Raw genomic sequence first — 24,130 nt, 5'->3', positions numbered from 1 at the left:
CCCCGACGAGGCCGAGGCGGCGCTCGAGCGCGGCCTGCCGTCCTTCCCGAGGATCAAGCAGGACGAGCAGTACGGCGGCCAGCGCGGCCACGTGCTCACGATGGTCCGCAAGGAGCTGCTGCGCCTGGGCTTCAGCGAGGACCAGATCAACGGCGGCGGTCTCAAGGTCACCACGACCTTCACCCAGAAGGCGATGAACGCAGCGCGCGAGGGCGTGCTCGAGGTCAAGCCCGAGGGCTTCGGCAAGCAGCTGCACGTCGGCGTCGCCTCCGTCGAGCCCGGCACCGGCGCGTTGCGCGGCTTCTACGGCGGCCAGGACTTCCTCGAGTCCCAGCTCAACTGGGCCGTCGAGGGCGGGCAGGCCGGATCGACGTTCAAGCCGTTCGCGCTCGCGACGGGCATCGAGTCCGGCTATGAGCTCAAGGACCGCTTCGACGGCGACAGCCCCTACGAGCTGCCCGGCGGCGGGCGTCCCGTGGAGAACCAGGGCGACCGGTCCTACGGCCAGGTCGACCTCATCAAGGCCACGCAGGACTCGATCAACACCGCCTACATCGACCTGACGCTCGGCATCCCGGACGGCCCGCAGAAGATCATCCGGACCGCCAACCAGATGGGCATCCCGCCCGCGGAGGAGGCCAACGACCCCTACGGCTTCCCGACGTCGAGCCCCGGCCTCCAGCCCGGCACCAATGTGTCCCTGGGCTCGCAGACCGTCAGCCCGATCAACATGGCCAACGGCTACGCGACGATCGCCAACCGGGGGGTCGCCGCCGACGCCTACATCATCGAGAAGGTCGTCGACGCCGAGGGCGTCGTGAAGTACAACCACAAGGTCACCGACCACCGCGCGATCCGCGAGGGCGTCTCCGACGATGTCGGCTATGCCCTGCAGCAGGTCGTCAAGGCCGGCTCCGGCAGCGCCGCCCTCGCCCTCGATCGGCCGGCCGCCGGCAAGACGGGCACCGCCACCAACGGCCTGGGCGAGGTCTCCTCGGCCTGGTTCGTCGGCTACACCCCGCAGCTCGCGACCGCCGTCATGTATGTGCGCGGCATCGGCAACGAGCAGCTCAAGGACTGGCTGCCGTCGTACTTCGGTGGCGACTATCCCGCCGAGACCTGGACGGCCGTGATGACCCGCGCCCTCGAGGGCGAGGACGTCGAGGAGCTGCCGCCCGCGGCCTACGTGAAGGGTGAGGCGCCGGAGGAGGGCCACGAGCAGGCTCCGCCGCCGAAGCCGAGCAGGACCAGGGAGCCGCGGGAGACCGAGACCACCGAGGAGCCGCCGACCACGGAGCCGACCCAGGAGCCCAGCACCGAGGACACCGCGACGGCACCGGTCGACACCGACGGTGACGGCATCTCCGACGAGGACGAGCTCGCCAACGGCACCAACCCGACCAACCCCGACTCCGACGGCGACGGCACCCCGGACGGGACCGACCCCGAGCCGAACAACCCGCTGGTGCCCGGCGACGCCACCGCGACCCCGCACGGCAACGGACGGCAGACGCCGACCAGTCGGGGCCGGCGGCGCGACCGGCCGCGCGCGGCGGCGTAGACCGGGTCCGCACCGACCATGACCGAGCCCGGGCACGTCCACCCGACCCGCGACGACGCGGTCGTCACCGCCGTCAGCGAGGTCGTGGGCGGTCCGATGGGCGAGCACGCCGCCGGCCACCGCTGGTGGACGCCGGTGCGGGTGCTGCTGCTGCTCACGGCGTTCACCTTCTGCCTCGGCATGGTGCAGAAGGCCCCCTGCTCGCTGGTCGACGGCAAGGACCAGAACTGGGTCTACTCCCACATGTGCTACACCGACCTGCGGCCGCTCTACGTGCCGCGGGGGATGGTCGAGCACGCCTGGCCCTACTCCGACGACGAGCAGACGCGGTCCCGCTACGAGGTGATGGAATACCCCGTCGGGATCTCCTACTGGGCGTGGGGCACCGCGTGGGTCACCCACTGGCTCAACGGGTCGCCGGACCTCGAGGACCGCTATCGACAACCCGTCGCCGCGCTGTACGGCGACCCGGAGGTCGCCGACGAGCAGAACATCTTCCTGCTCGTCAACGCCGTCGGCTTCGGGCTGTGCGCCCTGCTCGCGGTGTGGCTGCTGGCGGGGGCTCATCCACGGCGGCCCTGGGACGCCGCCGCCTTCGCCATCTCACCGGCCCTGCTGCTGACCGGGCTGATCAACTGGGACCTGCTCGCGGTCGTGCTCGTCGCCGGCGCCCTGTGGGCGTGGTCGCGCGACCGGCCGGTCCTGACCGGCGTGATGATCGGGCTCGGCACCGCGGTCAAGCTCTATCCGCTCTTCCTGCTCGGGGCGATCCTCGTGATCTGCCTGCGCCGTCGCGAGATCGGCGCCTTCGTCACGGCCACGCTCACCTCGGTCGTCGTGTGGGCGGCGGCCAACGCTCCGGCGTACTTCTCCGGCAAGGAGCAGTGGCAGGTCTTCTGGAGCTTCAACTCCGACCGCACCGCCGACCTGGGCTCGGTGTGGATGCTCGTCGACCAGGCCACCGACGCGGCCATCGAGGCGCACACCATCAACACCTGGTCCTGGATCCTCTTCGGCGCGTGGTGCGTCGGGGTGTTCGCGATCGGGATGACGGCCGGGCGCGGCCGCCGCTGGGGCGATCACGCCACCGTTCCCCGCCTGGCCCAGCTCGGCTACCTGATCGTCGTCGGCTTCCTGATCGTCAACAAGGTCTATTCACCGCAGTACGTGCTGTGGCTGCTGCCGCTCGCCGTGCTGGCCCGGCCGCGCTGGCGCGACCAGCTGATCTGGCAGGCCAGCGAGGTCGTCTACTTCTGCACGATCTGGTGGTACCTCGGCGGCTACCTCAACCCGACGGGCGGCGGGGACGCCAGCTTCTACTGGCTCGGCATCGCCGTGCGCGTGGCCGGCGAGCTCTACCTCGCCGTCGTCATCGTGCGGGACATGTATCGCCCCGACCACGACCCGGTGGTGGTCGAGGAGCGTGTCCCTTCGCTCGTCGAGTAGCAGGCGAGCGCCAGCGAGCCGCGTATCGAGACGACCGCAGCCGGTGTGCTGGACCGGGCCAGTCCCGGCAGCATCGCACCACGTCTCGATACGCCCGCTCGTACCTCGCGGGCTACTCGACGACCGATGGGGAGCTCAGCCGGTGACGACGACCTCGTCGACGTCGGTCGCGGTGTAGCGGACCCGCACCTCGACGTCCTCGCCCACCTCGGGCACCCGGCTGCCGTGGGGCAGGAAGAGCATCGAGGCCTGCATGTGCGGGGGCTCGGCGAAGAGGCGCAGCTTGCCGTCGATGGAGTACGGCGAGCGCACGAAGCCGACCGCGTCGAGACCGCCGCGGGCCAGGGTCGCCGCGCGGGCCTTGATCGACTGCTCCCCGGTGGGTGCCTCCAGCCCGATGCCGTGGGCGGTGCCGCCGCTGACGACGAGCACGTGCCCGTCCTTGGGGGCGGTGCGGCCGCGGTAGCCGAACGCGTCGCCCCGCTCGACGGCGTGCACGTCGAGCACGGTGGCCGTCACCCGCAGGGCGCCCCGGTCACCGAGCCACAGGCCGGTGCCGATGCGCGGGCGGAAGGTGAAGTCGGCGTACTGCTCGCGCAGCGTCGCCAGCTCGGCGTCGGTGAGGTGGCTGACCCAGACCTGCGGCAGGCCGCGGTGCGGCACGTCCCCGCCGACGAAGTCGTTCATCAGGCGGGTGACCTCGCCGAGGTGGGTGCCCTGGCCGAGCGGCAGGTGCAGGGCCAGACCCTCGACGTGGGCGCCGGGGTGCTTGCGGAGCAGGTCGCCGGCCTCCCACAGCTCGCGCGCGGTCATGCCGTGACGGCGCATCGAGGTCATCCGCTCGAGCACGATCCGGGCGGTGGGGTCGCGGTGGAGCAGCTCCCGCAGGTCGTCGAGCCTGCTGACCGTGTGCACGAGCCGGCGGGCGACCGCGGGCTCGGGCAGGGCGACCCAGGGCCGCCACGGGGTGAGGACCAGGATCTCGCCCGACCAGCGCTGCGCGACCTCCGGGACCTCGTCGTGGGTGCCGACGGCCAGGGTCCGCACGTCGTGGCCGCGGTCGGCGAGCCACTGCGCCTTGCGCGCCAGGCGACCCAGCGTGAAGCCGTAGCCGTTGCCCTTCGCCACGGGCACCAGGCCCGGGTGGGTGCTCGCGACCTGCTCGAGGTGGGCCCGCCAGCGCGGACCGTCGACGGTGAGCCTCAGCATCGGCGCCTCACCCCCGCCGCTTCATGTAGGTGTCGAACGCCTTGTAGAGCAGGCGGTTGATCGGCAGGTCCCACTCGCCGGCGTACTCCACGGCCTCGCCGCCGGTGCCGACCTTGAACTGGATGAGCCCGACGTGGCTGTCCTCGGCGTCGAGGGTCTCGGTGATGCCGCGCAGGTCATAGACCGCCGCGCCGGCGGCGATCGCGTCGCGGATCATCGCCCACTGCACGGCGTTGGATCCGCGGACCTCGCGCTTCTCTGTGGACGAGGCGCCGTAGGAGTACCACGCGTGCTCGCCGACCCGGATCGAGATCGTCGAGGCGACCAGGTCGCCGTCGTGGCGGGCCAGCCACAGCCGGAAGCGGTCGGGCGTCTCGGGCGCATCGGCGGTGAGCGCGTCGTGCATGGTCTCGAAGTAGCGCAGCGGACGCGGGGTGAAGTGGTCGCGCTGGGCGGTGTGGACATAGAGCTCGTGGAAGGCAGCCAGGTCGTCGCGGGTGCCGACCGTGACCTCGACGCCCTCCTTCGCCGCCTTCTTGATGTTGCGGCGCCACAGCTGGTTCATGCCCTTGAGGACCTCGTCCTCGGTGCGCTGACGCCCGTCCCCGGTGGTCGAGCCCGTCGAGATCCGCAGCGGGACCTGGAAGACGAACTGCGGCTGCCCGGCCGCGAAGCCGCCCTCGACGCCCTGGTGCTGCCAGCCGAGCTCGGTCAGCTGGGTGAGCACCCGCGCGCCCTCGGGGCAGCGGACCTCCGGCGGGATCTGGGAGAGCAGCCGGACCTCGGGGTCGGCGATGCCCTCCTTGACCTGGGCGGTGCTCCAGCGGTGGGTGACGACCGGGGGCCCGATCCGTACGGCGAACGCGCCCTGCTTCCTGAGGTGCTTCACGAGCGGGTCCAGCCACGCGCCGAGGTCCTCGCTCGACCAGTCGATGACCGGACCCTCGGGGAGATAGGCCAGGTAGCGCTTGACCTTCGGCAGCTGGCGATAGAGCACCAGCGCGACGCCGACCTGCTGCCCGGAGTCGTCGAACCAGCCGATCGACTCGCTGCGCCACTCGCCCTTCACCTGCGCCCACCCGGGGGTCTGCAGGAAGCTCGCGGACGGCAGCGTCGCGAGGTGGTCGCGGTGCTCGGTCAGGCTGATCGGGCGCACGCTGGGCATGCGGGTCAGGCTATCGGGCGGTGGTCGGGCGTCCTCGCGCCCGTCGGTCGTCGAGTAGGCCGCGAGGGACGAGCGGGCGTATCGAGACGTCTGGCCGTGGTGCTGGGTCTGGCCCGGTCCGGTGTGCGGGCTGCGGGGCGTCTCGATACGCGGCTCGCTGGCGCTCGCCTGCTACTCGACGAACGAAGGGGCGTCGCGCCCGCGTCAGCCGAGGTCGACGGAGTAGTACTGCGTCTCCTGGAACTCCCGGATGCCGTCGCGGGCGCCCTCGCGCCCCAGGCCGCTCTGCTTCACCCCGCCGAAGGGGGCGGAGGGGTCCGAGACGATGCCGCGGTTGATGCCGACCATGCCGGCGTCGATCCGCTCGGCCAGCGTGAGGGCGTCCTGGAGGCGGCCGGCGTAGACGTAGGCGGCGAGGCCGTACTCGGAGCCGTTGACCTGGGCGAGCAGCTCCTCGGTGTCGGTCCAGGTCACCACGGGCGCGACCGGTCCGAAGATCTCCTCGGTGAGGATCGCGGCGTCCGGCGCCACCCGGGTGAGCAGCGTCGGCGGGTAGAAGGCGTCGCCGGCCGCGTCCGGAAGGTCGGCGACCGCGGCCACGGTGGCGCCCTCGGCGCAGGCGGCCGCGACCAGGCCGGCGACCTTGGCCGCCGCGGCGGCCGTGATCATCGGGCCGATCTGGTTGTCGGGGTCGGACGACGGCCCCACCCGCAGCGCGGCGATCTCCTCGCCGAAGCGACGGCAGAAGGCCTCGGCGACGTCGGCGTGGACGTGGAAGCGGTTGGCGGCCGTGCAGGCCTGGCCGCCGTTGCGGAATTTCGCGATCATCGCGCCCGCGACGGCCGCCTCGATGTCGGCGTCGGCGGTCACCACGAAGGGCGCGTTGCCGCCGAGCTCCATGCTCGCGTTGAGCACCCGGTCGGCGGCCTGGTGCAGCAGCACCTTGCCGACGCCGGTCGAGCCGGTGAAGGACACCTTGCGGACCCGGTCGTCGGCGAGCCAGGTGCCGACCACGTCGGCGGCCCGGGTGGTGGGTACGACGGACACCACGCCCTCCGGCACCCCGGCCGCGCCGAGCAGGCGGGCGATCTCGAGCGCCGTCAGCGGGGTCTCCGCCGCCGGTTTGAGCACGACCGTGCAGCCGGCCGCCAGCGCGGGCGCGATCTTGCGGGTCGCCATCGCGGCCGGGAAGTTCCACGGCGTGACGAGCGCCGCGACGCCGACCGGTTTCTGCGTGACGAGGGTGCGGGCAGCGCCGGACGGGGCGAGGGAGTAGTCGCCGTCGCTGCGGACGGCCTCCTCGGAGTACCAGCGGAAGAACTCCGCCGCGTAGGCCACCTCGGCCCGGGCGTCGGCCTGGGACTTGCCGTTCTCGGCGGCGATCAGCGCGGTCAGCTCGGCGGAGGCGGCCACCATGGCGTCGTAGGACCGACGGAGGACCTCCGCCCGCTCGCGGGGACTGGTCGCCGACCACCCGGCGAGGGCGGCGGCAGCCGCGTCGACCGCGGCAGTCGCCTCGGCCGGGCCGGCGTCGGGGAGCTCGGCAAGGACGGCCCCGGTGGCCGGGTCGTCGACGACGAAGACGGTGCTGACAGCGCTGTCAGTGCTGGCAGCGCTGGTCCGCTGGTCGGCGGCGAGGGTCACCGGGTCTCCTCGAAGATCGCCTCGAGCAGGTCGAAGGCCTCGTCGAGCAGTGCGTCGGAGATGCTCAGCGGCGGCAGGAAGCGCAGCACGTTGCCCCACGTGCCGCAGCTCAGCACGATCAGCCCCTGCGCGTGCGCGGCTGTCGCCACCCGCCGGGTGAGGTCGGCGTCGGGCGCGGTCGTGCCGGCGCCCACCAGCTCGACGGCGATCATCGCGCCGCGGCCCCGGACGTCGCCGATGCGCGGGTCGCGGGCCTGCAGGGCGCTGAGTCGTTTGGTCAGCCGCTCGCCGATCTCGGCGGCACGCGCGACCAGGCCGTCGGTCTCGATGGCCTCGATGACGGCCAGCGCCGCCGCGCAGGCGATGGGGTTGCCGCCGTAGGTGCCGCCGAGGCCGCCCGCGTGCGGGGCGTCCATGATCTCCGCGCGACCGGTCACGGCCGCGAGCGGCAGGCCGCCGGCGATGCCCTTGGCCGTCACGATCAGGTCCGGTACGACGCCCTCGTGGTCGCACGCGAAGAGGTCGCCGGTGCGGGCGAAGCCGGTCTGCACCTCGTCCGCGACGAAGACGACGCCGTTGTCGCGGCACCACTGCGCCAGCGCCGGGAGGAAGCCGGGGGCGGGCGCGACGAAGCCGCCCTCGCCCTGGACCGGCTCGATGACGACGGCCGCGAGGTTGGTGGCGCCGACCTGCTTGTCGATCACGTCGATCGCCCGCGCGGCGGCGGTGGCGCCGTCGAGCCCGTCGCGGTAGGGGTAGGACATCGGGGCTCGGTAGACCTCGGCGGCGAAGGGACCGAAGCCGTGCTTGTAGGGCATGTTCTTCGCCGTCATCGCCATCGTCAGGTTGGTGCGCCCGTGGTAGGCGTGGTCGAAGACGACGACCGCGTCCCGACCGGTCGCGTGGCGGGCGATCTTGACGGCGTTCTCGACCGCCTCCGCGCCGGAGTTGAAGAGCGCGGTCCGCTTGTCGTGGTCGCCGGGGGTGAGCCGGTTGAGCGCCTCGCAGACCTCGACGTAGCCGTCGTAGGGCGTGACCATGAAGCAGGTGTGGGTGAAGGCGTGGGCCTGCTCCGCGACCGCAGCCGCCACCCGCGGGTGCGCGTTGCCGACGGTGGTGACCGCGATCCCGGATCCGAGGTCGATGAGCGAGTTGCCGTCGACGTCGACGAGCACGCCGCCGCCGGCCGCGACGGCGAAGACGGGCAGCATCACGCCGACGCCGCCACTGACGGCCGCCTCCTTGCGGGCCAGCAGCTCCAGCGAGCGCGGGCCGGGGATGGCGGTGACCAGGCGCCGCTCCTGCGGCGGGGCGGGGGGAGTCAGGTCGGGCACGGGGGATCTCCTGGTGGTGCGAGGGAAACGCGTGGGGTGGGTGCTGGTCGGGGCGCGGGTCAGACCGTGCGGATGAGTTTCTTGTTGACGAACTCCTCCATGCCGTAGCGGCCGAGCTCGCGGCCGAAGCCGGAGCGCTTCACGCCGCCGAAGGGCAGCTCGGCCGCGTCGAGGCCGACGCCGTTGACGAAGACCATCCCGGCGTCGATCTGGTCGGCCACCCGCTGCGCCTGCGCGGCGTCGGGGGTGAAGACGTAGGAGCCGAGGCCGTAGGGGGTGTCGTTGGCGATCCGGATCGCGTCGTCCTCGTCGGCGGCCCGCAGCACCATGGCGACGGGACCGAAGAGCTCCTGGCGGTAGGCCGGGTTGTCGGTCGTCATGCCGGACAGCACCCCACTGGGGTGGAAGGCCCCGTCCCGCTCGCCGGCGCTGGCGAGGCTCGCGCCGCCGGCGACGGCCTCCTCGACCTGCCGGGCGAGGTTCTCGGCTGCGGCGAGCGAGGACAGGGGGGAGCCGGGGGTGGCGGCGAGCAGGGCGTCGGTGAACCGGGAGACGAAGTCGTCGTGGAGCTCGTCGACGATGATGAACCGCTTGCCCGCGTTGCAGGCCTGGCCGGTGTTCTCCATCCGCGCGCCGACCGCGGCCTCGACGGTGGCGTCGAGGTCGTCGCTGCCGAGCACGATGAACGGGTCGGAGCCGCCGAGCTCGAGGACGACCTTCTTCAGGTTGCGCCCGGCGATCTCGGCCACGGCCGCACCGGCCCGCTCGGACCCGGTCAGCGACACGCCCTGCACGCGCGGATCCGCGATGACGTCGGCGATCTGCTCGTTGGTCGCATAGACGTTGACGTAGGCGCCCTCGGGGAAGCCGGCGTCGAGGAACAGCTGTTGCAGCAGCGCGGCCGAGCGCGGGCACTGCGGGGCGTGCTTGAGCACGATCGTGTTGCCGGTCGCGAGGTTGGGGGCGACGAACCGGGCGACCTGGTAGGCGGGGAAGTTCCACGGCATGATCCCGAGCAGGACTCCGACGGATCCACGCCTGATCACGGCGCTGCCGGCCGAGCCTCCCCCGAGATCGATCGGCTCGTCGGCGAGGAAGCGCTCGGCGTTGTCGGCGTAGTAGTCGTAGATGTCCGCGCTGAAGTCGACCTCGCCCTCCGCGTCGCCCAGCGGCTTGCCCATCTCCTCCACCATCGCCGCGGACAGCTCGGCGCTGCGCTCGCGGTGCAGGTCGGCGACGCGGTGCAGCAGCGCGGCCCGGTCGGCCACCGCCGACGCGCGGCCCCAGCTCGCGTGGGCAGCCGCCGCCGCGTCGACCGCTGCGGCCACCTCGGCGTCGGTGGCGGTGGGGAAGGACTCGACCAGCTCGCCGGTGGCGGGGTTGCGGACGGCGTACAGGCTGGCGGACGACTCGGTCATGGGTGGCTCCTCGGCAGGGATCGGCAGGGATCGGCGGGGGTCAGCGGGCGGCCTCGACGTCCGAGGAGAGCCGCTGCGCGAGCCACACCGGGACGATCGAGAAGAGGATCAGGACGACGGCGACCACGTTGACCACCGGCGCCTGGTTGGGGCGGAACATGTTGTTGAGGATCCAGATGGGGAGCGTGTTGGCGCCACCCCCGGCCGTGAACGTGGTCACGATGATCTCGTCGAAGCTGAGGGCGAAGGCGAGCATCCCGCCGGCCAGCAGCGCCGAGCGCAGCTGCGGCAGGGTCACCAGCCGGAAGGTCGTGAAGACGCCCGCGCCGAGGTCGGCGGAGGCCTCCTCGAGGCTGGTGCCCATCCGGCGCAGCCGGGCCTGGACGTTGTTGAAGACGGTGACGATGCAGAAGGTCGCGTGGGCGATGACGATCGTCCAGAGCGACAGGTCGATCCCGAGGATCCCGCGGAAGCCGTTGTTGAGCGCGATGCCGGTGACGACGCCCGGCAGCGCGATCGGCAGGATCACCAGCAGGTTGACCGAGTGCTTGCCGAAGAACGAGTAGCGCTGCAGGGCCAGCGCCAGCAGCGTGCCCAGCACCAGCGCGATCCCAGTCGCGATCGCGGCGACCTGCAGGCTGGTCGCCAGGGCTTCGCGGACCCCGGCGCTGTCGGCGGCGCGCCGCCACCACTCGAAGGTGACCCCCTCGATGGGCCAGGTCATCGACTGGTTGGGGTTGACCGAGTTGAGGACGACCACCAGGAGTGGCAGGTAGATGAGCACCAGCACGGCGGCGGTGAGGACGGCGAGAGTCCGCCGGGCGGTGGAGCTGAGGGTCATCAGATGTTCTCCAGTGCGCCAGTACGGCGGATGGCGGTCAGCAGCACGAGCATCACCACGATCGGGATCATCGCGATGGCGGCCGCGAGCGGGAGGTTGTTGGCTGCGCCGGCATTGACGAAGACGAGGTTGCCGAGCATCTGGTTGGCGCCGCCGACGATGTTGACGGTGATGTAGTCGCCCAGCGTCAGGGAGAAGCTGAAGATGGCGCCGGCGACGATGCCCGGCACGAGCAGCGGCATCACGATCGAGCGCACCACCATCGAGGTCGGGGCGCCGAGGTCGCCGGCCGCCTCCAGCAGCGAGTCGGGCACCCGCTCGAGGGCGGCGAAGATCGGCAGGATCACGTAGGGCAGCCAGATGTAGGCCTGGGTGATGACCACGGCGGTGAGGCCGTAGCCCGGTGACCCGAGTCCGCTCCACTCGGCGAGACCGCCCTCGGAGAGGACCACGCGCCAGGAGAAGACCTTGACCAGGTAGCTCGCCCACAGCGGGGTGAGGACCGCGACGACGAGCATCCGTCGCGCCCGCGGCGAGGCGACCTTGGCCATGTAGAACGCGATCGGCAGCGCGATGGCCACGTCGATGACCGTCACCGCGAGGGCGACGCCGACCGTGCGGACCGTGACGTTGCGATAGACCTCGTTCTCGATCAGCGTGCGGAAGTTGTCCAGCGTCCAGGTGCGGTCGATCTCGCTGCTGAGGCTGTCGACCGACCACAGCGAGGTGATCAGCAGCGCCGCCAGCGCGACGACGTAGATCAGCACCATCCAGGCCAGCGGTGCGGAGAGCAGGAGGCTCAGCCGCAGCCACACCCAGCGGTGGAGCAGCCGGGAGCCCGGCCGGGCCACCGGCCCCCGCGGTGCGGGGGCCGGGGCCTGGTCGTTCCGGGCGCCTTCGTGGGCGTCAGGGACGCTGGACGTGGTGGACATGTCAGCCCTTGATCTCCGTCCAGGCCTGGGTCCACTGGGCGTAGTCGGTGCACTCGACGTCGGTGCGGCCGTCCAGGCACTCCTTCACGGGCGTGCGCCAGAACCACAGCTGCTCGGCGTAGGCCTCGTCACCGGCGTGGAAGGTGTCGCAGTGCTTCGGGTCGGTCGTCTGCTCGCAGGCCTGCGGGCTGTTGGGGGCCTCACCGAAGTACTCCGTGGCCTGGGCGTTGGCCTCGGGGCTGAGGATGTAGTCCATCCAGGCGTAGGCGCAGTTGGGGTTCTCCGACTGCGACGACAGCATCCAGGTGTCGTTCCAGGCCGTGGCGCCCTCGGTCGGGAGGGTCACCTCGACGTCCTTGTTCTTGACGTTGTTCTTGATGACCTGCCAGGTCGTGCCGACCACGGAGTCACCGGTCTCGAAGGCCTGGATCTCCTTGAGGTAGTCCGACCAGTACTCCCCGACGTACTCCCGCTGGGTCTTCAGCAGCTCCACGGCGGCGTCCAGCTGGTCCTGGTCGAGCGCGTAGGGGTTCTCGATGCCCAGGTCGGGCTGGGTCTTCATCAGGTAGAGCGCGGCGTCGGCGATGTAGATCGGCGAGTCGTACGCCGTCACCTTGCCCTTGTTCTTCTCCAGCTCCGAGGTCTCGAAGACGGCGCCCCACGAGGTGTGGGGGGAGTCGAAATTCTTGGTGTTGTACATCAGCAGGTTGGCGCCGTAGCCGTGGGGGACGCCATAGTTCTTGCCGTCCACCGAGTTCCACTCGGTGTCCTTGAGGAAGTCGTAGACGTTGGCGTAGTTGGGGACCAGGTCGGTGTTGATCTCCTGGGCCTCGTCGGAGGCGATGAGCCGCAGGGACAGGTCGCCGGAGGCGGCGATGACGTCGTACTCGCCGGACTTGGCGAGGTTGAGCGCCTCGTCGGAGGTGCCGTAGACCTTGCTCGTGACCTCGCAGCCGGTCTTCTCCTCGAAGGCCGAGACCCAGTCGACGTTCGGGTCGTTGCTGCCGTCCTCGACGTAGCCCGGCCACGCGAGGATCGACACCTGACCCTCGGTGTCGCCGAGCTCCTCGACCGCTTCGGTCTTCTTGTCGTCGTCGCCGCTGCCGCAGGCGGCCAGCACGGAGACCGACAGCAGGGACAGACAGGCCACGGCCACGCGGCCGCGCCGGAAGGGAGTTTTCATCGACTGTCTCTTTCTGGTTGGGATTCTCGGAGGGTGGGGGGTCTAGGCCAGCGCGACGACGTCGGCGCGGGAGAAGCGCACGGTGACGTGGTCGCCGCGGTGCTCGGCGGAGTCGGCGTCGTGGCGGGTGCCGGTGGACTGCTCCAGCGCGACCAGCTCGATGCCGTCGTCGGTGCGCAGGTGCACGCGGTTGCCGGCGCCGAGATAGATGGTCTCGGTGACGACGGCGTCGAGCCGGATCTCGCCATCGCGGGCGGCCTCGGTGTCCTCGGCACCGGAGAGCCGGAGCCGCTCGGGCCGCACGGCGTGCTCGGACGCGACGCCGAGCAGGCGGGAGGAGACGTCGGCGTCGAAGAGGTTGGTGGTGCCGACGAAGCCGGCGACGTAGGCCGAGGCGGGGTTCTCGTAGATCTCACGCGGCGAGCCGAGCTGCTGGATGCGGCCGGCGTCGAAGACCGCGATCCGGTCGCTGAGCGTCAGCGCCTCCTCCTGGTCGTGCGTGACGAAGACGAAGGTGATCCCGAGGGAGCGCTGCAGCTGCTTGAGCTCGACCTGCATCTGCTCGCGCAGCTTGAGGTCGAGCGCGCCGAGCGGCTCGTCGAGCAGCAGCACCCGCGGCTCCAGCACGATCGCCCGGGCCAGGGCGACCCGCTGGCGCTGGCCGCCGGAGAGCTGGGTCGGCCGGCGGCTGCCGAGGTGGCCGAGCTGCACGGTGTCGAGGGCCCGCCGGGCGCGCTCGCGGCGCTGCTTCTTGCCGACCCCCCGCACCCGCAGGCCGTAGGCGACGTTGTCGAGGACGCTCATGTGGGGGAAGAGCGCGTAGTCCTGGAAGACCGTGTGGACGTCGCGCTCGAAGGGAGCTGCCTTCGTGACGTCGAGTCCGCCGAGCTCGACCGTGCCGGCCGTGGCCGACTCGAAGCCGGCGATCAGGCGCAGGACCGTGGTCTTGCCGGACCCGGAGGGGCCGAGCATCGAGAAGAACTCGCCGTCGGCGATGTCGAGGTCGACGCCGTCGACGGCGGCGACGTCGCCGAAGTGCTTGACCAGTCCGCGCAGGCGGATCGCGGGCTTGCCCGATCCGGTCGAGCCGGCGGCGTCGCTTCCGTCCGGCCGCATCTCGGGGTGCATCTCGGAGTGCATCGTGGCGTGGGTCACGCGAAAAACATATGAGTCCAGAGGTTATATGTCTAGAGTCTCGCCTGTAACGTTCGTGTGACCGCGCCACCGGGAGGGGATGGATGACCGCGACGTCGAGCCCGCGCCACGGCACCCGCACCCGGGGCGCGATCTTCGCCCCGCTGGAGGACGTCGGCCGCGCCGTCCGGGTCGAGCAGCGCCTCGCCGACGCGATCCGCTCCGGCGTCCTGCGCGACGGCGAGCGGCTGCCCAGCGAGTCCGAGCTGGCCGCCATGCTCGGCGTCGCCACCGTCACCGCCCGCGAGGCGCTCGTCTCGCTGCGCGCCCAGGGACTCATCACCACCACCCGCGGGCGCAACGGCGGCAGCTACGTCACCCGCGCCAACCTGCACGACCCCGACGCCCAGGCCGCGCGGCTGGCCGCGATGTCCCGCGTCGAGCTGCACGACCGCGGCACCCTGCACCTGGTGATCCTCACCGGCTGCGCCGAGCTGGCCGCCGAGCTCGCCGACGCCCCCGACGTCGACCTGCTCGCCTCGCTCCTGCCGGCCGACGACGACGTCGACCCGGGCCACTGGCGCCACGCGGACGCCGAGCTCCACCTCACCCTCGCCGCCCTCAGCCAGTCGGCGCGGATGACCCGGCAGGTGGTCGGCCTCGAGGCCGACTTCGGCGCCCTGCTGCGTCAGCCGCTCGGCGACCCCGCGTTCCAGGCCTTCACACGCGCGTGCCACCACGACCTGCTCACCGCGCTGCGGGCCCATGACGGCGCCGGAGCCCGTGACGCCGTACGACGACAGCTGGCGGGGGCGCTCGACGAGCTCGCCGTCCTGCACGCGTCGTACCGATGACCAGCCGACGAACCAGCCCGATGAACCAGCAGACGAGGCCGTCACCGTGGCCGACCTCCTTGCCAACAACCTTGACAGTCGATCGACGGTGCCGTTCGGTAGCCGTGAGGGACCGGCCCGGCCGGGTCCCGGAAGGAGGGTGGCCATGGGGTCGCTGCTGATCGAAGGAACCAGCGGGGCGGCGTCGCCGGCCGCCCTCGCCTGCGCCCGCGACGTGGAGTCCTACTTCACCGGGGTCATCACGGCGCTCGAGGTCGTCCGCGACGGGCTCGTCGAGGTGTGCTCGCGGGAGTCCCTCCTCGCCGCCGACCTGATCGCCGCCGCCCACCCGCTCACCCGCGACCTGCTCGCCGGTCTCCCGCTCTTCGGCGGCGGCTTCGTCGCCGCGCCGGGCTTCCTCGCCGACCAGCACCTCTACCTCGCCTGGTGGCAGGGGGAGGAGCAGCAGCTGCTCGCCCAGTCGACCCTCTCCGGCTCCGGTGACCCCGTCGACTACAGCCGGGTGGAGTGGTATCGCACGCCCGTCGAGTCCGGCCGCGCCCACGTGACGGGCCCCTTCGTCGACTACGTCTGCAGCGATGAATACATGCTCACCACGACCATTCCGGTCGAGGTCGGCGGTCGCGTCGTCGGCGTCGTCGGCGCCGACACCCTCCTCGACACCTTCGAGTCGCTGATGCTCCGCGCCGTCCGCGACGCCGACGCGACCGTCGTCAACCAGTCCTTCCGGGTCGTGCTCTCCGCCGACCCCCGCGTGCCCACCGGCCGCCTCGTGTCGCCGGAGCGGCGCGGCGAGGCCATCCCCTGCGGCTCACTGCCCCTCAGCGTGCTCGTCGGCTGAGCCCCCACCGCCGGAGGAGGTCGCCCAGCGACCGTCTCGAGCCCCCCGCAGCCGCCGCGCCGCGTGCGACCCGCGCTCTCCTCCACAGGCACCGGGGTAGCTCGTGGCCGCTGGGCACGGGCCGTGGCACGGTCGCCGGATGGCCACCCGGATCGATCTCGGGCACCCGCGACTCGCCCAGCTCCTGCGAGCGCAGTGCGGGGTGCTGAGCCGGGCGCAGCTGATCGCTGCGGGCGCCGGGGAGGGTGACATCACCCGGATGCGACGACGCAAGGAGATCCGGCGCGTGCATTCCGGGGTCTACGTCGACCACACCGGTCCGCTCACCTACGAGCAGCGTGAGTGGGTGGCGGTCCTTGCGGCGTGGCCAGCCGCACTCTGCGGGGAGTCGGCGATCCCGGGCCGTCGCCCGCAGGTCGTGGAGGTGGCCGTGGAGCGGGGGCGCACGGTTGCCGTCCCCGACGGGCCGGCGGACGGACATCGATGTGCGCTACGACGAGTTCGGGCTCATCGTGGAACTGCACGGTCGTGCGTTCCACGACACCCCGGCGGCGTATGACGCCGACGCCGACCGCGAGCTCACCGAGCGCGCGGTCGGGGGCGTTGCCTCGCTGCGCATCACCTACGGTCAGGTGTTCCGGACGACCTGCCGCACCGCGGGGTGGATCGCGACGATCCTGCAGCGGCTCGGCTGGGAGCGGACCCTCCGCCCCTGCCCGCGCTGTCCCCCGCGGCTCAGTGATGCTGGTTGCTCACGCGTGGCGTGAGCGGAGCGCATCGCAGTGCGCGCGGGCGGCCTCAGAGGCGCTCGCGCAGCCAGGCGAAGTCGGCGACGTGCTGGTCGGCGGGGCCGGGCGTCTCGCAGACGACGGGTGCGCCGGCGTCGCGGATGACCTGGGCCAGCAGGTCGGGGTCGATCTGACCCTCGCCGAAGTTGGTGTGGCGGTCGGCGCCGGAGTCGAAGGCGTCGCGGCTGTCGTTGGCGTGGACCAGGTCGATCCGGCCGGTGATCGCACGGACGTCGTCGACGATCGTCTCCAGCGCGTTGCCGCCGGCGTGGGCGTGGCAGGTGTCGAGGCAGAAGCCGACCATGTCGGCGCCCTCGGCGGAGGAGATCGCGTCCCACACGCCCTTGATCCGGTCGAGGTAGCGGGTCATCGCGTTGGTGCCGCCGGCGGTGTTCTCGATGAGCAGCGGGATCTTGATGTCGGTTGCCTCGACCGCCTTGCGCCAGTTGTCGAAGCCCTTCGCGGGATCGTCGTCGTCCTGGACATGGCCGCCGTGCACGATCAGGCCCTTGGCGCCGATCTCGGCGGCGGCGTCCATGTGCTGCTGGAGCAGCTTGCGGCCGGGGATGCGCTGGCGGTTGTTGGTCGTCGCGACGTTGATCAGGTACGGCGCGTGCACGTAGAGGTCGACGCCGGCGGCCTCCGCGTCGGCCCGCAGCGCGTCGGCGCCGCCCTCGTAGGCGACGACCGGTCCCTTGAAGGACTGCGGGTTGCCGAGGAAGAACTGCACCAGCGGGGCGTTGCGCGCGGCCGCCTCGGCGATCGGGTCGGCCTGGTCGACGTGGGCACCGATGCGCAGCTCGCTCATGAGTTCCACCTTAGGAGCCGGCGACGACACCCGGCTCGTTGGGTGATTCGCCGCGCGTCCGAGGGGCGGAGGCACTAATTTCGCCGCGTGGGCACCCTTCGCATTGACGCTGTCGGCCGGACCTGGACCCTCGAGGAGGGACAGGTCGCCACCGTGGGCCGTGACCTCGGGAGCACCGTGGTGCTCGACGGACCGACGGTGTCGCGCCACCACGCCGAGATCAGGTACGACGGCGCGGCGTGGGTGATCGTCGACCGCGGCTCGAGCAGCGGCACCTATCTCAACGGCGTGCGGGTCACCGACATACGGATCACCGGGCGCACCTCCGTCCGCTTCGGCTCCGCGGACGGGCTCGAGCTGGTCGCCCTGCCGGAGGGCGCCGAGAACCGCCCGGCCGCTCCCGGCCCGGGCGCGCTGCCGCCGCCCGGCCTCGCCCAGACCGTCGTGCCGCACACCGGACCCGCCGGCCCCGGCTACGTCAGTGGCCCCGGCCTCCTCGTCCGCGTCGGCGGCCAGCCCCACCGCTTCCCGCCCGGCACGGTCGTCCGGATCGGCCGCGACCCGGGCAACGAGGTCGTCGTCGACGACCCGTCGGTGTCCCGTCTGCACGCCGTGGTCGAGGGCCGCCCCGACGGCTGGTGGTACGTCGACCGGTCGACCGCCGGCAGCTTCGACGCCGAGGACCGGGTCACCCAGCGCCGGCTCGAGGAGCCGACCACGCTCATGCTCGGGCACCCGACCGCGGGTGCCGAGATCGAGGTCGTTCCCGTCGTCGACGCCGGCAAGGCGCAGAAGTCGCTGGCCGCCAAGAAGCGCCGGCGCACGCTCGCCGTGGTCGGCGCCGCGGTGGCGGCGCTGGTGCTGGTCGGCGGCGGGGTCGCGGCCGCCGTACTGCTCGGCGGTGACGACGAGCCCGAGAAGGACGACCCCCCGACCGCCGGCGGACCCAACACCCTCACGTCGGAGGAGCTCGAGCTCGCCAAGGCCGCGACGGTGCAGGTCTGGAACGTCGACGAGTCCGGCCAGGGCCAGGGCTGGGGCTCCGGCGCGATCATCAGCGACGACGGTCTCGTCATCACCAACGCGCACGTCGCCGACCCCAACGCTCCGGGCCAGGACCCCTATGCCGACGACCCGGTCAGCATCGTGATCAGCCTGACCGGCGACGACGACGACCCGGCCGAGCCGACCTACACGGCCGAGCTGCTGGTCTCCGACGGTGTCCTGGACGTCGCGCTGCTCCAGATCACCGGCGACCTCGAGGGCAAGGAGATCGACGCGGACGACCTCGACCTGCCCGAGCCGCTCCCGCTCGGCGACAGCGACGAGCTCCAGACGGACGACGAGATCCGGGCGCTCGGCTTCCCGGCGCTCGCGTCGATCCGCTCCGACCTCAGCAGCCCCGACAACCCCTCGCTGACGGTCACGCGGGGCGTCGTGTCGACCTTCCTGACCGAGGACGCGATCGACGACCCGCGGGCCTGGATCGACACCGACGCCCGCATCGCGGGCGGCAACTCCGGGGGTCCGTCGATCAACATCGACGGCGAGCTCATCGGCCTCAACACCCAGGCCTTCGGCGACAACCTGATGGGCCAGGCCGGCCCCACCTCCGGTGGCTCGGGTCGCATCCGCCCGGTCAAGCTGCTCCAGGACGTCATCGACATCGCGCGCGACGGCGGCGACCCGTCCTACGTCTCGCCGTACTTCGAGGGCGACCCGGAGCCCGAGCCGGCGCAGGGCGAGGCCAGCATCGCGCCCACCGGTTGGTCGACCGACGGCTCCGGCGACTGCGCCACGCCCACGACGCCCGACTCCCCGCAGTCGCTGGCCGTGGCGCTGCCGGCCACGCTCTATGCCCACTTCCTCGGTGTCGGGATCCCTGACGGCACGCCGCTGGAGGTCCAGTTCACGACCTTCGACGGGGCCTCGGTCGGCGAGGCGTCCGGCGCCTGGGGCCTGGGCACGGGCGAGGTCTGCGCCAACGTCTCCGTGGACGTCCCCGAGGACGTCTCCGGCGGGCTGATCGCGACCCTGACGATCGGCGACGCCGTCGTCGAGAACGCGGTCGTCTTCGAGTAGTCGGCAGCGGCGTCGCGGCCCCGCCTCGCGGATTCGTTGGCGTCGTACGGCGGTTGATAGCCTGTCGCGTCTGCCTCCCCACCGAGGGGCGGCAGCATGCAGAGCCCTCCTGCCACGGAGAGTCCGTGGCCGCCAAGTCCAGAGGAGGTGGAGACCGCTTTGCGCAACTATGAAGTCGTGGTCATCCTCGACCCGAGCCTCGACGAGCGGACGGTTCAGCCGTCGCTCGACAAGTACCTGAACGTCGTCCGCAACGACGGCGGGACCGTCGACAACGTCGACATCTGGGGCAAGCGCCGGCTGGCCTACGAGATCAAGAAGAACGCCGAAGGCATCTACGCGATCATCAAGCTGACCGCCGCTCCCGCGACCGTCGACGAGCTCGACCGTCAGCTCACGCTGAACGAGTCGGTGCTGCGGACCAAGGTCCTGCGCCCGACCGTCTGATTCGACCTCGGTCGACCCAGACGGCACAGCAGGATCCCCGTGCCTGTGGACCAGCGCTGTTCAGCGTCGGCGGTCCACGACACGATGGGGGCCATCGCCCGGTCCTGAGCCGGGCAGGCATCTGCACCCACCTCACCAGGAGACACCCATGGCAGGCGACACCGTCATCACCGTTATCGGCAACCTGACCGACGACCCGGAGCTGCGCTTCACTCCGTCGGGCGCCGCGGTTGCCAACTTCACGGTGGCGTCGACCCCGCGTCAGTTCGACCGGCAGACCAACGAGTGGAAGGACGGGGAGACCCTGTTCCTGCGCTGCTCGGTGTGGCGTCAGGCCGCGGAGAACGTCGCGGAGTCCCTGCAGAAGGGCATGCGCGTCATCGTGCAGGGTCGACTGGTGTCGCGGTCCTACGAGGACCGTGAGGGCCAGAAGCGCACCGTCAACGAGCTGCAGGTCGACGAGATCGGCCCGTCGCTCACCTGGGCCACCGCCAAGGTCACCCGCGCCAGCCGCTCCGGCGGCGGCCAGGGCGGCGGCGGAGGCTTCGGCGGCGGTGGCAACTCCGGCGGTGGCGGCGGTGGCGGCCGGCCTGCGGGCAACGACCCGTGGGCGTCCGGTGGCGGCAACCAGGGAGGCGGCGGCTACGGCGGCGGCAACCCCGGTGGCGGCAACTCCGGTGGCGGCCAGGCCAACGACCCCTGGGGTGCCCCGGGTGTCGGCAGCGACGAGCCCCCCTTCTGATTCAACGCCCCGCTGCTGAGCGTGCGAAGCAGCGGAACAGGCGGGGAGATCGAGTAGCGGTCCGGCTGAGCTCGCGAAGCCGGAACCCGCGTATCGAGATCCATCTGCTTGGCATCACCCATTCCCAACCATTCCGGCCAGCGTTGACTGACGCGGCCGGGCTCTGAGGAGGAGCACCACAATGGCGAAGGCAGTCGTCCGCAAGCCGAAGAAGAAGGTTTGCCAGTTCTGCAAGGAGAAGGCCACCGGTGTCGACTACAAGGACACCAACCTTCTGAAGAAGTTCATCTCCGACCGCGGCAAGATCCGCGCCCGTCGGGTGACCGGCAACTGCGTCCAGCACCAGCGTGACATCGCCATGGCGGTGAAGAACGCTCGCGAGGTCGCGCTGCTGCCCTACACCTCCAGCGGCCGCTGAGCACCTCGGTAGAACAGGAGAACTGAACCCATGAAGATCATCCTGACCCAGGAGGTCGAGAACCTCGGCGCCGCTGGCGACGTGGTGGAGGTCAAGGACGGCTACGGCCGCAACTACCTCATCCCCCGCGGCGTCGCGATCCGCTGGACCCGCGGCGCCCAGGCCCAGGCCGACTCGATCAAGGCGGCCCGCGCAGCGCGTGCCGTCCGCGACGACGCCCACGCCGCCGAGCTGAAGTCGAAGCTCGAGGGCAAGGCTGTCGACGTCAAGGTGAAGGCGGGCCAGGGCGGCCGTCTGTTCGGCGCGGTCACCACCGCCGACATCGCGTCGGCGCTCGGCGAGGCCGCCGGCGAGGCGATCGACAAGCGGACCATCGTCCTCGGCAACCCGATCAAGTCGCTGGGCAGCCACGCGGTCTCGGTCAAGCTGCACGACGAGGTCTCGGCCGCGGTGACGCTCAACGTCATCCCTGCCTGATCAAGACCTTCGGCGTGGCCGGCCCCCTCGGGGGCTGGCCACGTGGCATTTTTGGGGAACTTCCCCTTTGACCAGGAGCTTCCCCATGCCGTTCACCGTGCCCGCACGCCCCCCTGTCCGCCGCCTGCTGCCCGTCGCGGCCCTCCTCCTCGTGCCCGTGCTGGCCGCGTGCGGCGAGGACGACCCCGAGGAGACCGCGGCGACGCCCACCCCGAGCACGCCGGCCGCCTCCGACCCGACCAGCGCGACGGTGACGGAGTCGGCGAGCACGCCTGTCGAGACCGAGCCCGTGCCCGTCGTACCGGCGGCGTGCACGCTGATCACCGGCGACGACGTCGCCAAGGCGATGGGTGTCGCGTTCGAGCCGGCCGAGCAGGGCGGCGGGGCCACCTCGGAGGGCGACCTGGACTGGCAGAGCGACAACTGCTCCTTCGAGGCCGAGGACCTCGTCGAGGTGAGTGTGAAGCTCACCTTCCCCGACGACTTCACCAAGGGCGACTTCACCTGCCCGATGCCCTCCGACATCAATGGCGTCGTCGAGCCCGTCGACGACGTCGCGGGTGCGGACCAGGGCTGGTGGAAGGTCAGCAACCCGCCGAACTTCGCGGGCAACCTGCGCGCCTGCACCGCTGAGGTGCTCGTCGAGGTCGAGCTCGACTACGAGGACGGCGTCGACTACGAGGGCGACCCGCGTCAGCAGGCTGCTCAGCTGGCCCAGCTGGTGCTCTCCAACCTGCAGGGCTGACCGCGCGTCGTCCCGTGCGGATCGGTCGTGTTCCTGCGGTGACGACGACCGATCTGCACGGGACGACGTCAGGTCTGCTTCTCGGGTTCGGCGGGTTCGGCGGGTTCGGGTGGCGGCGGTGGGCCGCCCGCCCAGGTCGCCGGGCCGTGGGCGATGCAGAGGATGATGACGAGCAGGACGCCGGCGAGGCCGACCGCTCCGATCCCGATGTCCTTCAGCCAGGTCCAGCCCGCGCCGTCAGCGAGCGGGTTGGCGACCAGGGCCAGCACGATCGCGACCTCGGCGATCCGCCACCAGACGCCGCTGCGCACCCGCCGCGCCTGCGCCCGGCCTGCGAGGGCATGGCAGAGGACCGCCTGGAAGCCGAGGGCGGGCAGCGAGGAGGCCCAGACGACGGCCGGCTCGGCGTCGTCGAGCCACGCCCGCGCGTCGGGAGGGCTCGTCGCGGCGGCGACGACGAGGGCGAGGACCGCGAGGTAGGACAGCGTCAGCCGCAGGGGGAGGTCCGGCAGGGCGCGCGACAGCTGCACCCAGCCGATGAGGACGAAGGCGTTGCCGACGATCTCCGCGACGTCCCACTTGTCGTCGGGGGCGCCGGTGAACACGACGACGATCAGGCCGATCGCGATCCAGTAGAGCGGCTTCATGCGCCCGCCCCGGTCACGAGCCACGCGTCGTCGCGGGCGCGGCGGACCAGGGTCACCATCCGCCCGCCCATGAAGAGCACGCCGAAGACGGCCCACAGCCACGGCAGTCCGGCGCCCAGCGCACTCGTCAGCAGCACGACCGGAGCGTAGCCGCCGAGCACGACCAGCCCGGCCCAGGCCAGGTAGCGACCGTCGCCCGCGCCGATCAGCACCCCGTCGAGCACGAAGACGATGCCCGCCACGGGCTGGGCGAGGGCCGCGACCACCAGCACCGGCACCAGGGCGTCGCGGACCACCTCGTCGGGGGTGAACAGCGCGCCGATCCACGGGCTCGTCGCAGCGAGCCCGAGGCCGGTGACGACGCCACTGACCACCCCCCACCGCACCATCCGGCGGGTCACGGCCCGGGTCGCCTCGGCGTCGCCCGCGCCGAGGTGGCGTCCGGTGATCGCCTGGGCAGCGACCGCGATCGCATCGAGCACGAAGGCCAGGAAGATCCACAGCGTCATGGCCAGCTGGTGGGTGGCGATCGCGGTGGCGTCGGAGTTGCTGGCGCCCGTGGCGAGGGGGGTGGTGCCGGCGGCGTGCACCACGGCATAGGTGGTGACGAGCAGCGAGGCGCGCAGGGTCAGGGTGCGCACGAGCAGGGGTACGCCGGCTCGGGCCGCCGCACGGATGCCGGGCACGTGCGGGCGCAGGCCTGCCCCCTCCCTCCGGGCCGCGCGCAGCACCACGACGACCAGCACCAGCGCCATCGCGAGCTGGGCGACCACCGACCCGAGCGCGGAGCCGGCGATCCCGAGTGCGGGGACCGGCCCTCCGCCGTACACGAGGAGGACGTTGAGGGCGAGGTTGGCGACGTTGCCGCCGATGGCGACGAGCAAGGGGGTGCGGGTGTCCTGCAGGCCGCGCAGCACGCCGGTCGCGGCGAGGACGAGGAGGAGTGGGGTGATGCCGGCGGCCGCGATCCGGAGGTACGTCGTGGCGGCCTCGGCCACGTCGTTCGACGCGCCGAACAGGTCCACGAGGGGAGTGGCGAGCAGGGTGCAGGCGAGGCCGACGGGGAGCCCGATCAGGAGGGCGAGCCAGAGCCCGTCGACGCCCTGGGCGAGCGCGTCGCGCTGCCGGCCCGCGCCGAGCTGACGGGCGACCCCGGCGGTGGTGCCGTAGGCGAGGAAGACGCACAGGCCGACCACGGTCGAGACGACCGTGCCGGCGATGCCGAGGCCGGCGAGCTCCGCGGTGCCGAGGTGGCCGACGACGGCCGCGTCGCCGAGGAGGAAGAGTGGCTCGGCCACGAGAGCGAGGAAGGCGGGGACGGCGAGGCGGGCGATCTCGCGGTCCAGGGCGCGGTTGCTCACCGGCGGTCCTGCGGGAGGCCGGAGCGGAGCGGTGGAAAACCTGGGCTCACCTG

At 71.9% G+C, this 24,130-nt stretch carries 24 protein-coding genes; 12 read left to right on the top strand and 12 right to left on the bottom strand.

Features of this window, described 5'->3' with window-relative positions:
* Together E9934_RS14965 and E9934_RS14960 are read left to right on the top strand one after the other, a co-directional pair.
* On the top strand, positions 1-1,561 hold a 1,561-nt coding region (locus tag E9934_RS14965; RefSeq protein ID WP_275106636.1), incomplete at its 5' end, for a transglycosylase domain-containing protein.
* Between the two features lie 18 nt (positions 1,562-1,579).
* On the top strand, positions 1,580-3,007 hold the full coding sequence (locus E9934_RS14960) for a glycosyltransferase family 87 protein (protein ID WP_136563702.1): 1,428 nt from the start codon (positions 1,580-1,582) through the stop codon (positions 3,005-3,007).
* 135 nt (positions 3,008-3,142) lie between these two features.
* On the opposite strand, the gene E9934_RS14955 is transcribed toward E9934_RS14960, so the two are convergent.
* From E9934_RS14955 to E9934_RS14915, 9 genes are all read right to left on the bottom strand, one after another.
* Positions 3,143-4,216 carry an alanine racemase gene (locus E9934_RS14955; protein ID WP_136563701.1) on the bottom strand — a complete coding sequence of 358 codons (1,074 nt, stop codon included), beginning with the start codon at positions 4,214-4,216 and terminating at the stop codon, positions 3,143-3,145.
* A gap of 7 nt (positions 4,217-4,223) precedes the next feature.
* On the bottom strand, positions 4,224-5,381 hold the full coding sequence (locus E9934_RS14950) for a lipid II:glycine glycyltransferase FemX (RefSeq protein ID WP_136563700.1): 1,158 nt from the start codon (positions 5,379-5,381) through the stop codon (positions 4,224-4,226).
* Positions 5,382-5,585: 204 nt separating this feature from the next.
* Positions 5,586-7,025: an NAD-dependent succinate-semialdehyde dehydrogenase gene (locus E9934_RS14945; RefSeq protein WP_136563699.1), complete on the bottom strand. Its 1,440-nt coding sequence runs from the start codon at positions 7,023-7,025 to the stop codon at positions 5,586-5,588.
* A complete protein-coding gene (gene gabT / locus E9934_RS14940) occupies positions 7,022-8,359 on the bottom strand; it encodes a 4-aminobutyrate--2-oxoglutarate transaminase (RefSeq protein WP_136563698.1) in 1,338 nt (445 codons plus the stop codon). Before gabT ends, E9934_RS14945 begins: the two co-directional genes overlap by 4 nt.
* A gap of 59 nt (positions 8,360-8,418) precedes the next feature.
* Positions 8,419-9,777 carry an NAD-dependent succinate-semialdehyde dehydrogenase gene (locus tag E9934_RS14935; RefSeq protein WP_136563697.1) on the bottom strand — a complete coding sequence of 453 codons (1,359 nt, stop codon included), beginning with the start codon at positions 9,775-9,777 and terminating at the stop codon, positions 8,419-8,421.
* A gap of 40 nt (positions 9,778-9,817) precedes the next feature.
* The gene (locus E9934_RS14930; RefSeq protein WP_136563696.1) at positions 9,818-10,618 is read right to left on the bottom strand and encodes an ABC transporter permease; all 801 of its coding nucleotides are present in this window, start codon (positions 10,616-10,618) and stop codon (positions 9,818-9,820) included.
* The gene (locus E9934_RS14925) at positions 10,618-11,550 is read right to left on the bottom strand and encodes an ABC transporter permease (RefSeq protein ID WP_136563695.1); all 933 of its coding nucleotides are present in this window, start codon (positions 11,548-11,550) and stop codon (positions 10,618-10,620) included. The genes E9934_RS14930 and E9934_RS14925 overlap by 1 nt, the downstream gene beginning before the upstream one ends.
* Before the next feature lies 1 nt (position 11,551).
* A complete protein-coding gene (locus E9934_RS14920) occupies positions 11,552-12,733 on the bottom strand; it encodes an extracellular solute-binding protein (protein WP_136563694.1) in 1,182 nt (393 codons plus the stop codon).
* Positions 12,734-12,775: 42 nt separating this feature from the next.
* Positions 12,776-13,888 (bottom strand): ABC transporter ATP-binding protein, encoded by a 1,113-nt coding sequence (locus tag E9934_RS14915; protein ID WP_238694979.1) that lies wholly within the window; start codon positions 13,886-13,888, stop codon positions 12,776-12,778.
* 83 nt (positions 13,889-13,971) lie between these two features.
* On the opposite strand from E9934_RS14915, the gene E9934_RS14910 reads away from it, so the two are divergent.
* The 4 genes from E9934_RS14910 (at position 13,972) to E9934_RS20060 (ending at position 16,329) form a co-directional block, all read left to right on the top strand.
* Positions 13,972-14,721 (top strand): FadR/GntR family transcriptional regulator, encoded by a 750-nt coding sequence (locus E9934_RS14910; RefSeq protein WP_136563693.1) that lies wholly within the window; start codon positions 13,972-13,974, stop codon positions 14,719-14,721.
* A 145-nt stretch (positions 14,722-14,866) separates the two neighbouring features.
* Entirely contained in the window at positions 14,867-15,562 is a 696-nt protein-coding gene (locus E9934_RS14905; protein ID WP_136563692.1) for a PDC sensor domain-containing protein, read from the top strand.
* Positions 15,563-15,701: 139 nt separating this feature from the next.
* Positions 15,702-16,121, top strand: coding sequence for a type IV toxin-antitoxin system AbiEi family antitoxin domain-containing protein (locus tag E9934_RS20585; protein WP_202977328.1), 420 nt, complete (start codon positions 15,702-15,704; stop codon positions 16,119-16,121).
* Positions 16,048-16,329, top strand: coding sequence for a hypothetical protein (locus E9934_RS20060; protein ID WP_202977335.1), 282 nt, complete (start codon positions 16,048-16,050; stop codon positions 16,327-16,329). The genes E9934_RS20585 and E9934_RS20060 overlap by 74 nt, the downstream gene beginning before the upstream one ends.
* 31 nt (positions 16,330-16,360) lie before the next feature.
* Here the strand turns inward: E9934_RS20060 and E9934_RS14895 are convergent, their stop codons facing one another.
* Entirely contained in the window at positions 16,361-17,158 is a 798-nt protein-coding gene (locus tag E9934_RS14895; protein ID WP_136563691.1) for a deoxyribonuclease IV, read from the bottom strand.
* 87 nt (positions 17,159-17,245) lie between these two features.
* On the opposite strand from E9934_RS14895, the gene E9934_RS14890 reads away from it, so the two are divergent.
* From E9934_RS14890 to E9934_RS14865, 6 genes are all read left to right on the top strand, one after another.
* Entirely contained in the window at positions 17,246-19,240 is a 1,995-nt protein-coding gene (locus E9934_RS14890) for an FHA domain-containing protein (protein ID WP_136563690.1), read from the top strand.
* A gap of 159 nt (positions 19,241-19,399) precedes the next feature.
* A complete protein-coding gene (gene rpsF / locus E9934_RS14885) occupies positions 19,400-19,687 on the top strand; it encodes a 30S ribosomal protein S6 (RefSeq protein WP_136563689.1) in 288 nt (95 codons plus the stop codon).
* 148 nt (positions 19,688-19,835) lie between these two features.
* The gene (locus E9934_RS14880; RefSeq protein WP_136563688.1) at positions 19,836-20,429 is read left to right on the top strand and encodes a single-stranded DNA-binding protein; all 594 of its coding nucleotides are present in this window, start codon (positions 19,836-19,838) and stop codon (positions 20,427-20,429) included.
* Between the two features lie 181 nt (positions 20,430-20,610).
* Positions 20,611-20,847: a 30S ribosomal protein S18 gene (rpsR, locus tag E9934_RS14875; protein WP_136563687.1), complete on the top strand. Its 237-nt coding sequence runs from the start codon at positions 20,611-20,613 to the stop codon at positions 20,845-20,847.
* A 30-nt stretch (positions 20,848-20,877) separates the two neighbouring features.
* Complete coding sequence (gene rplI, locus E9934_RS14870; protein ID WP_136563686.1) at positions 20,878-21,324, top strand: 50S ribosomal protein L9; 447 nt, start codon at positions 20,878-20,880, stop codon at positions 21,322-21,324.
* A gap of 85 nt (positions 21,325-21,409) precedes the next feature.
* Positions 21,410-22,069 carry a hypothetical protein gene (locus E9934_RS14865; RefSeq protein ID WP_136563685.1) on the top strand — a complete coding sequence of 220 codons (660 nt, stop codon included), beginning with the start codon at positions 21,410-21,412 and terminating at the stop codon, positions 22,067-22,069.
* A 68-nt stretch (positions 22,070-22,137) separates the two neighbouring features.
* On the opposite strand, the gene E9934_RS14860 is transcribed toward E9934_RS14865, so the two are convergent.
* Positions 22,138-22,716 carry a hypothetical protein gene (locus tag E9934_RS14860; RefSeq protein ID WP_136563684.1) on the bottom strand — a complete coding sequence of 193 codons (579 nt, stop codon included), beginning with the start codon at positions 22,714-22,716 and terminating at the stop codon, positions 22,138-22,140.
* Positions 22,713-24,077 (bottom strand): MATE family efflux transporter, encoded by a 1,365-nt coding sequence (locus E9934_RS14855; RefSeq protein ID WP_136563683.1) that lies wholly within the window; start codon positions 24,075-24,077, stop codon positions 22,713-22,715. Before E9934_RS14855 ends, E9934_RS14860 begins: the two co-directional genes overlap by 4 nt.
* Positions 24,078-24,130: the final 53 nt, after the last annotated feature.

This window comes from Nocardioides caeni (genome assembly GCF_004912195.1).
GTDB classification, from domain to species: Bacteria; Actinomycetota; Actinomycetes; order Propionibacteriales; family Nocardioidaceae; genus Nocardioides; species Nocardioides caeni.
The sequence above is the reverse complement of the archived record's forward strand: the minus strand, read 5'-3'. Positions and strand labels throughout refer to the sequence as shown.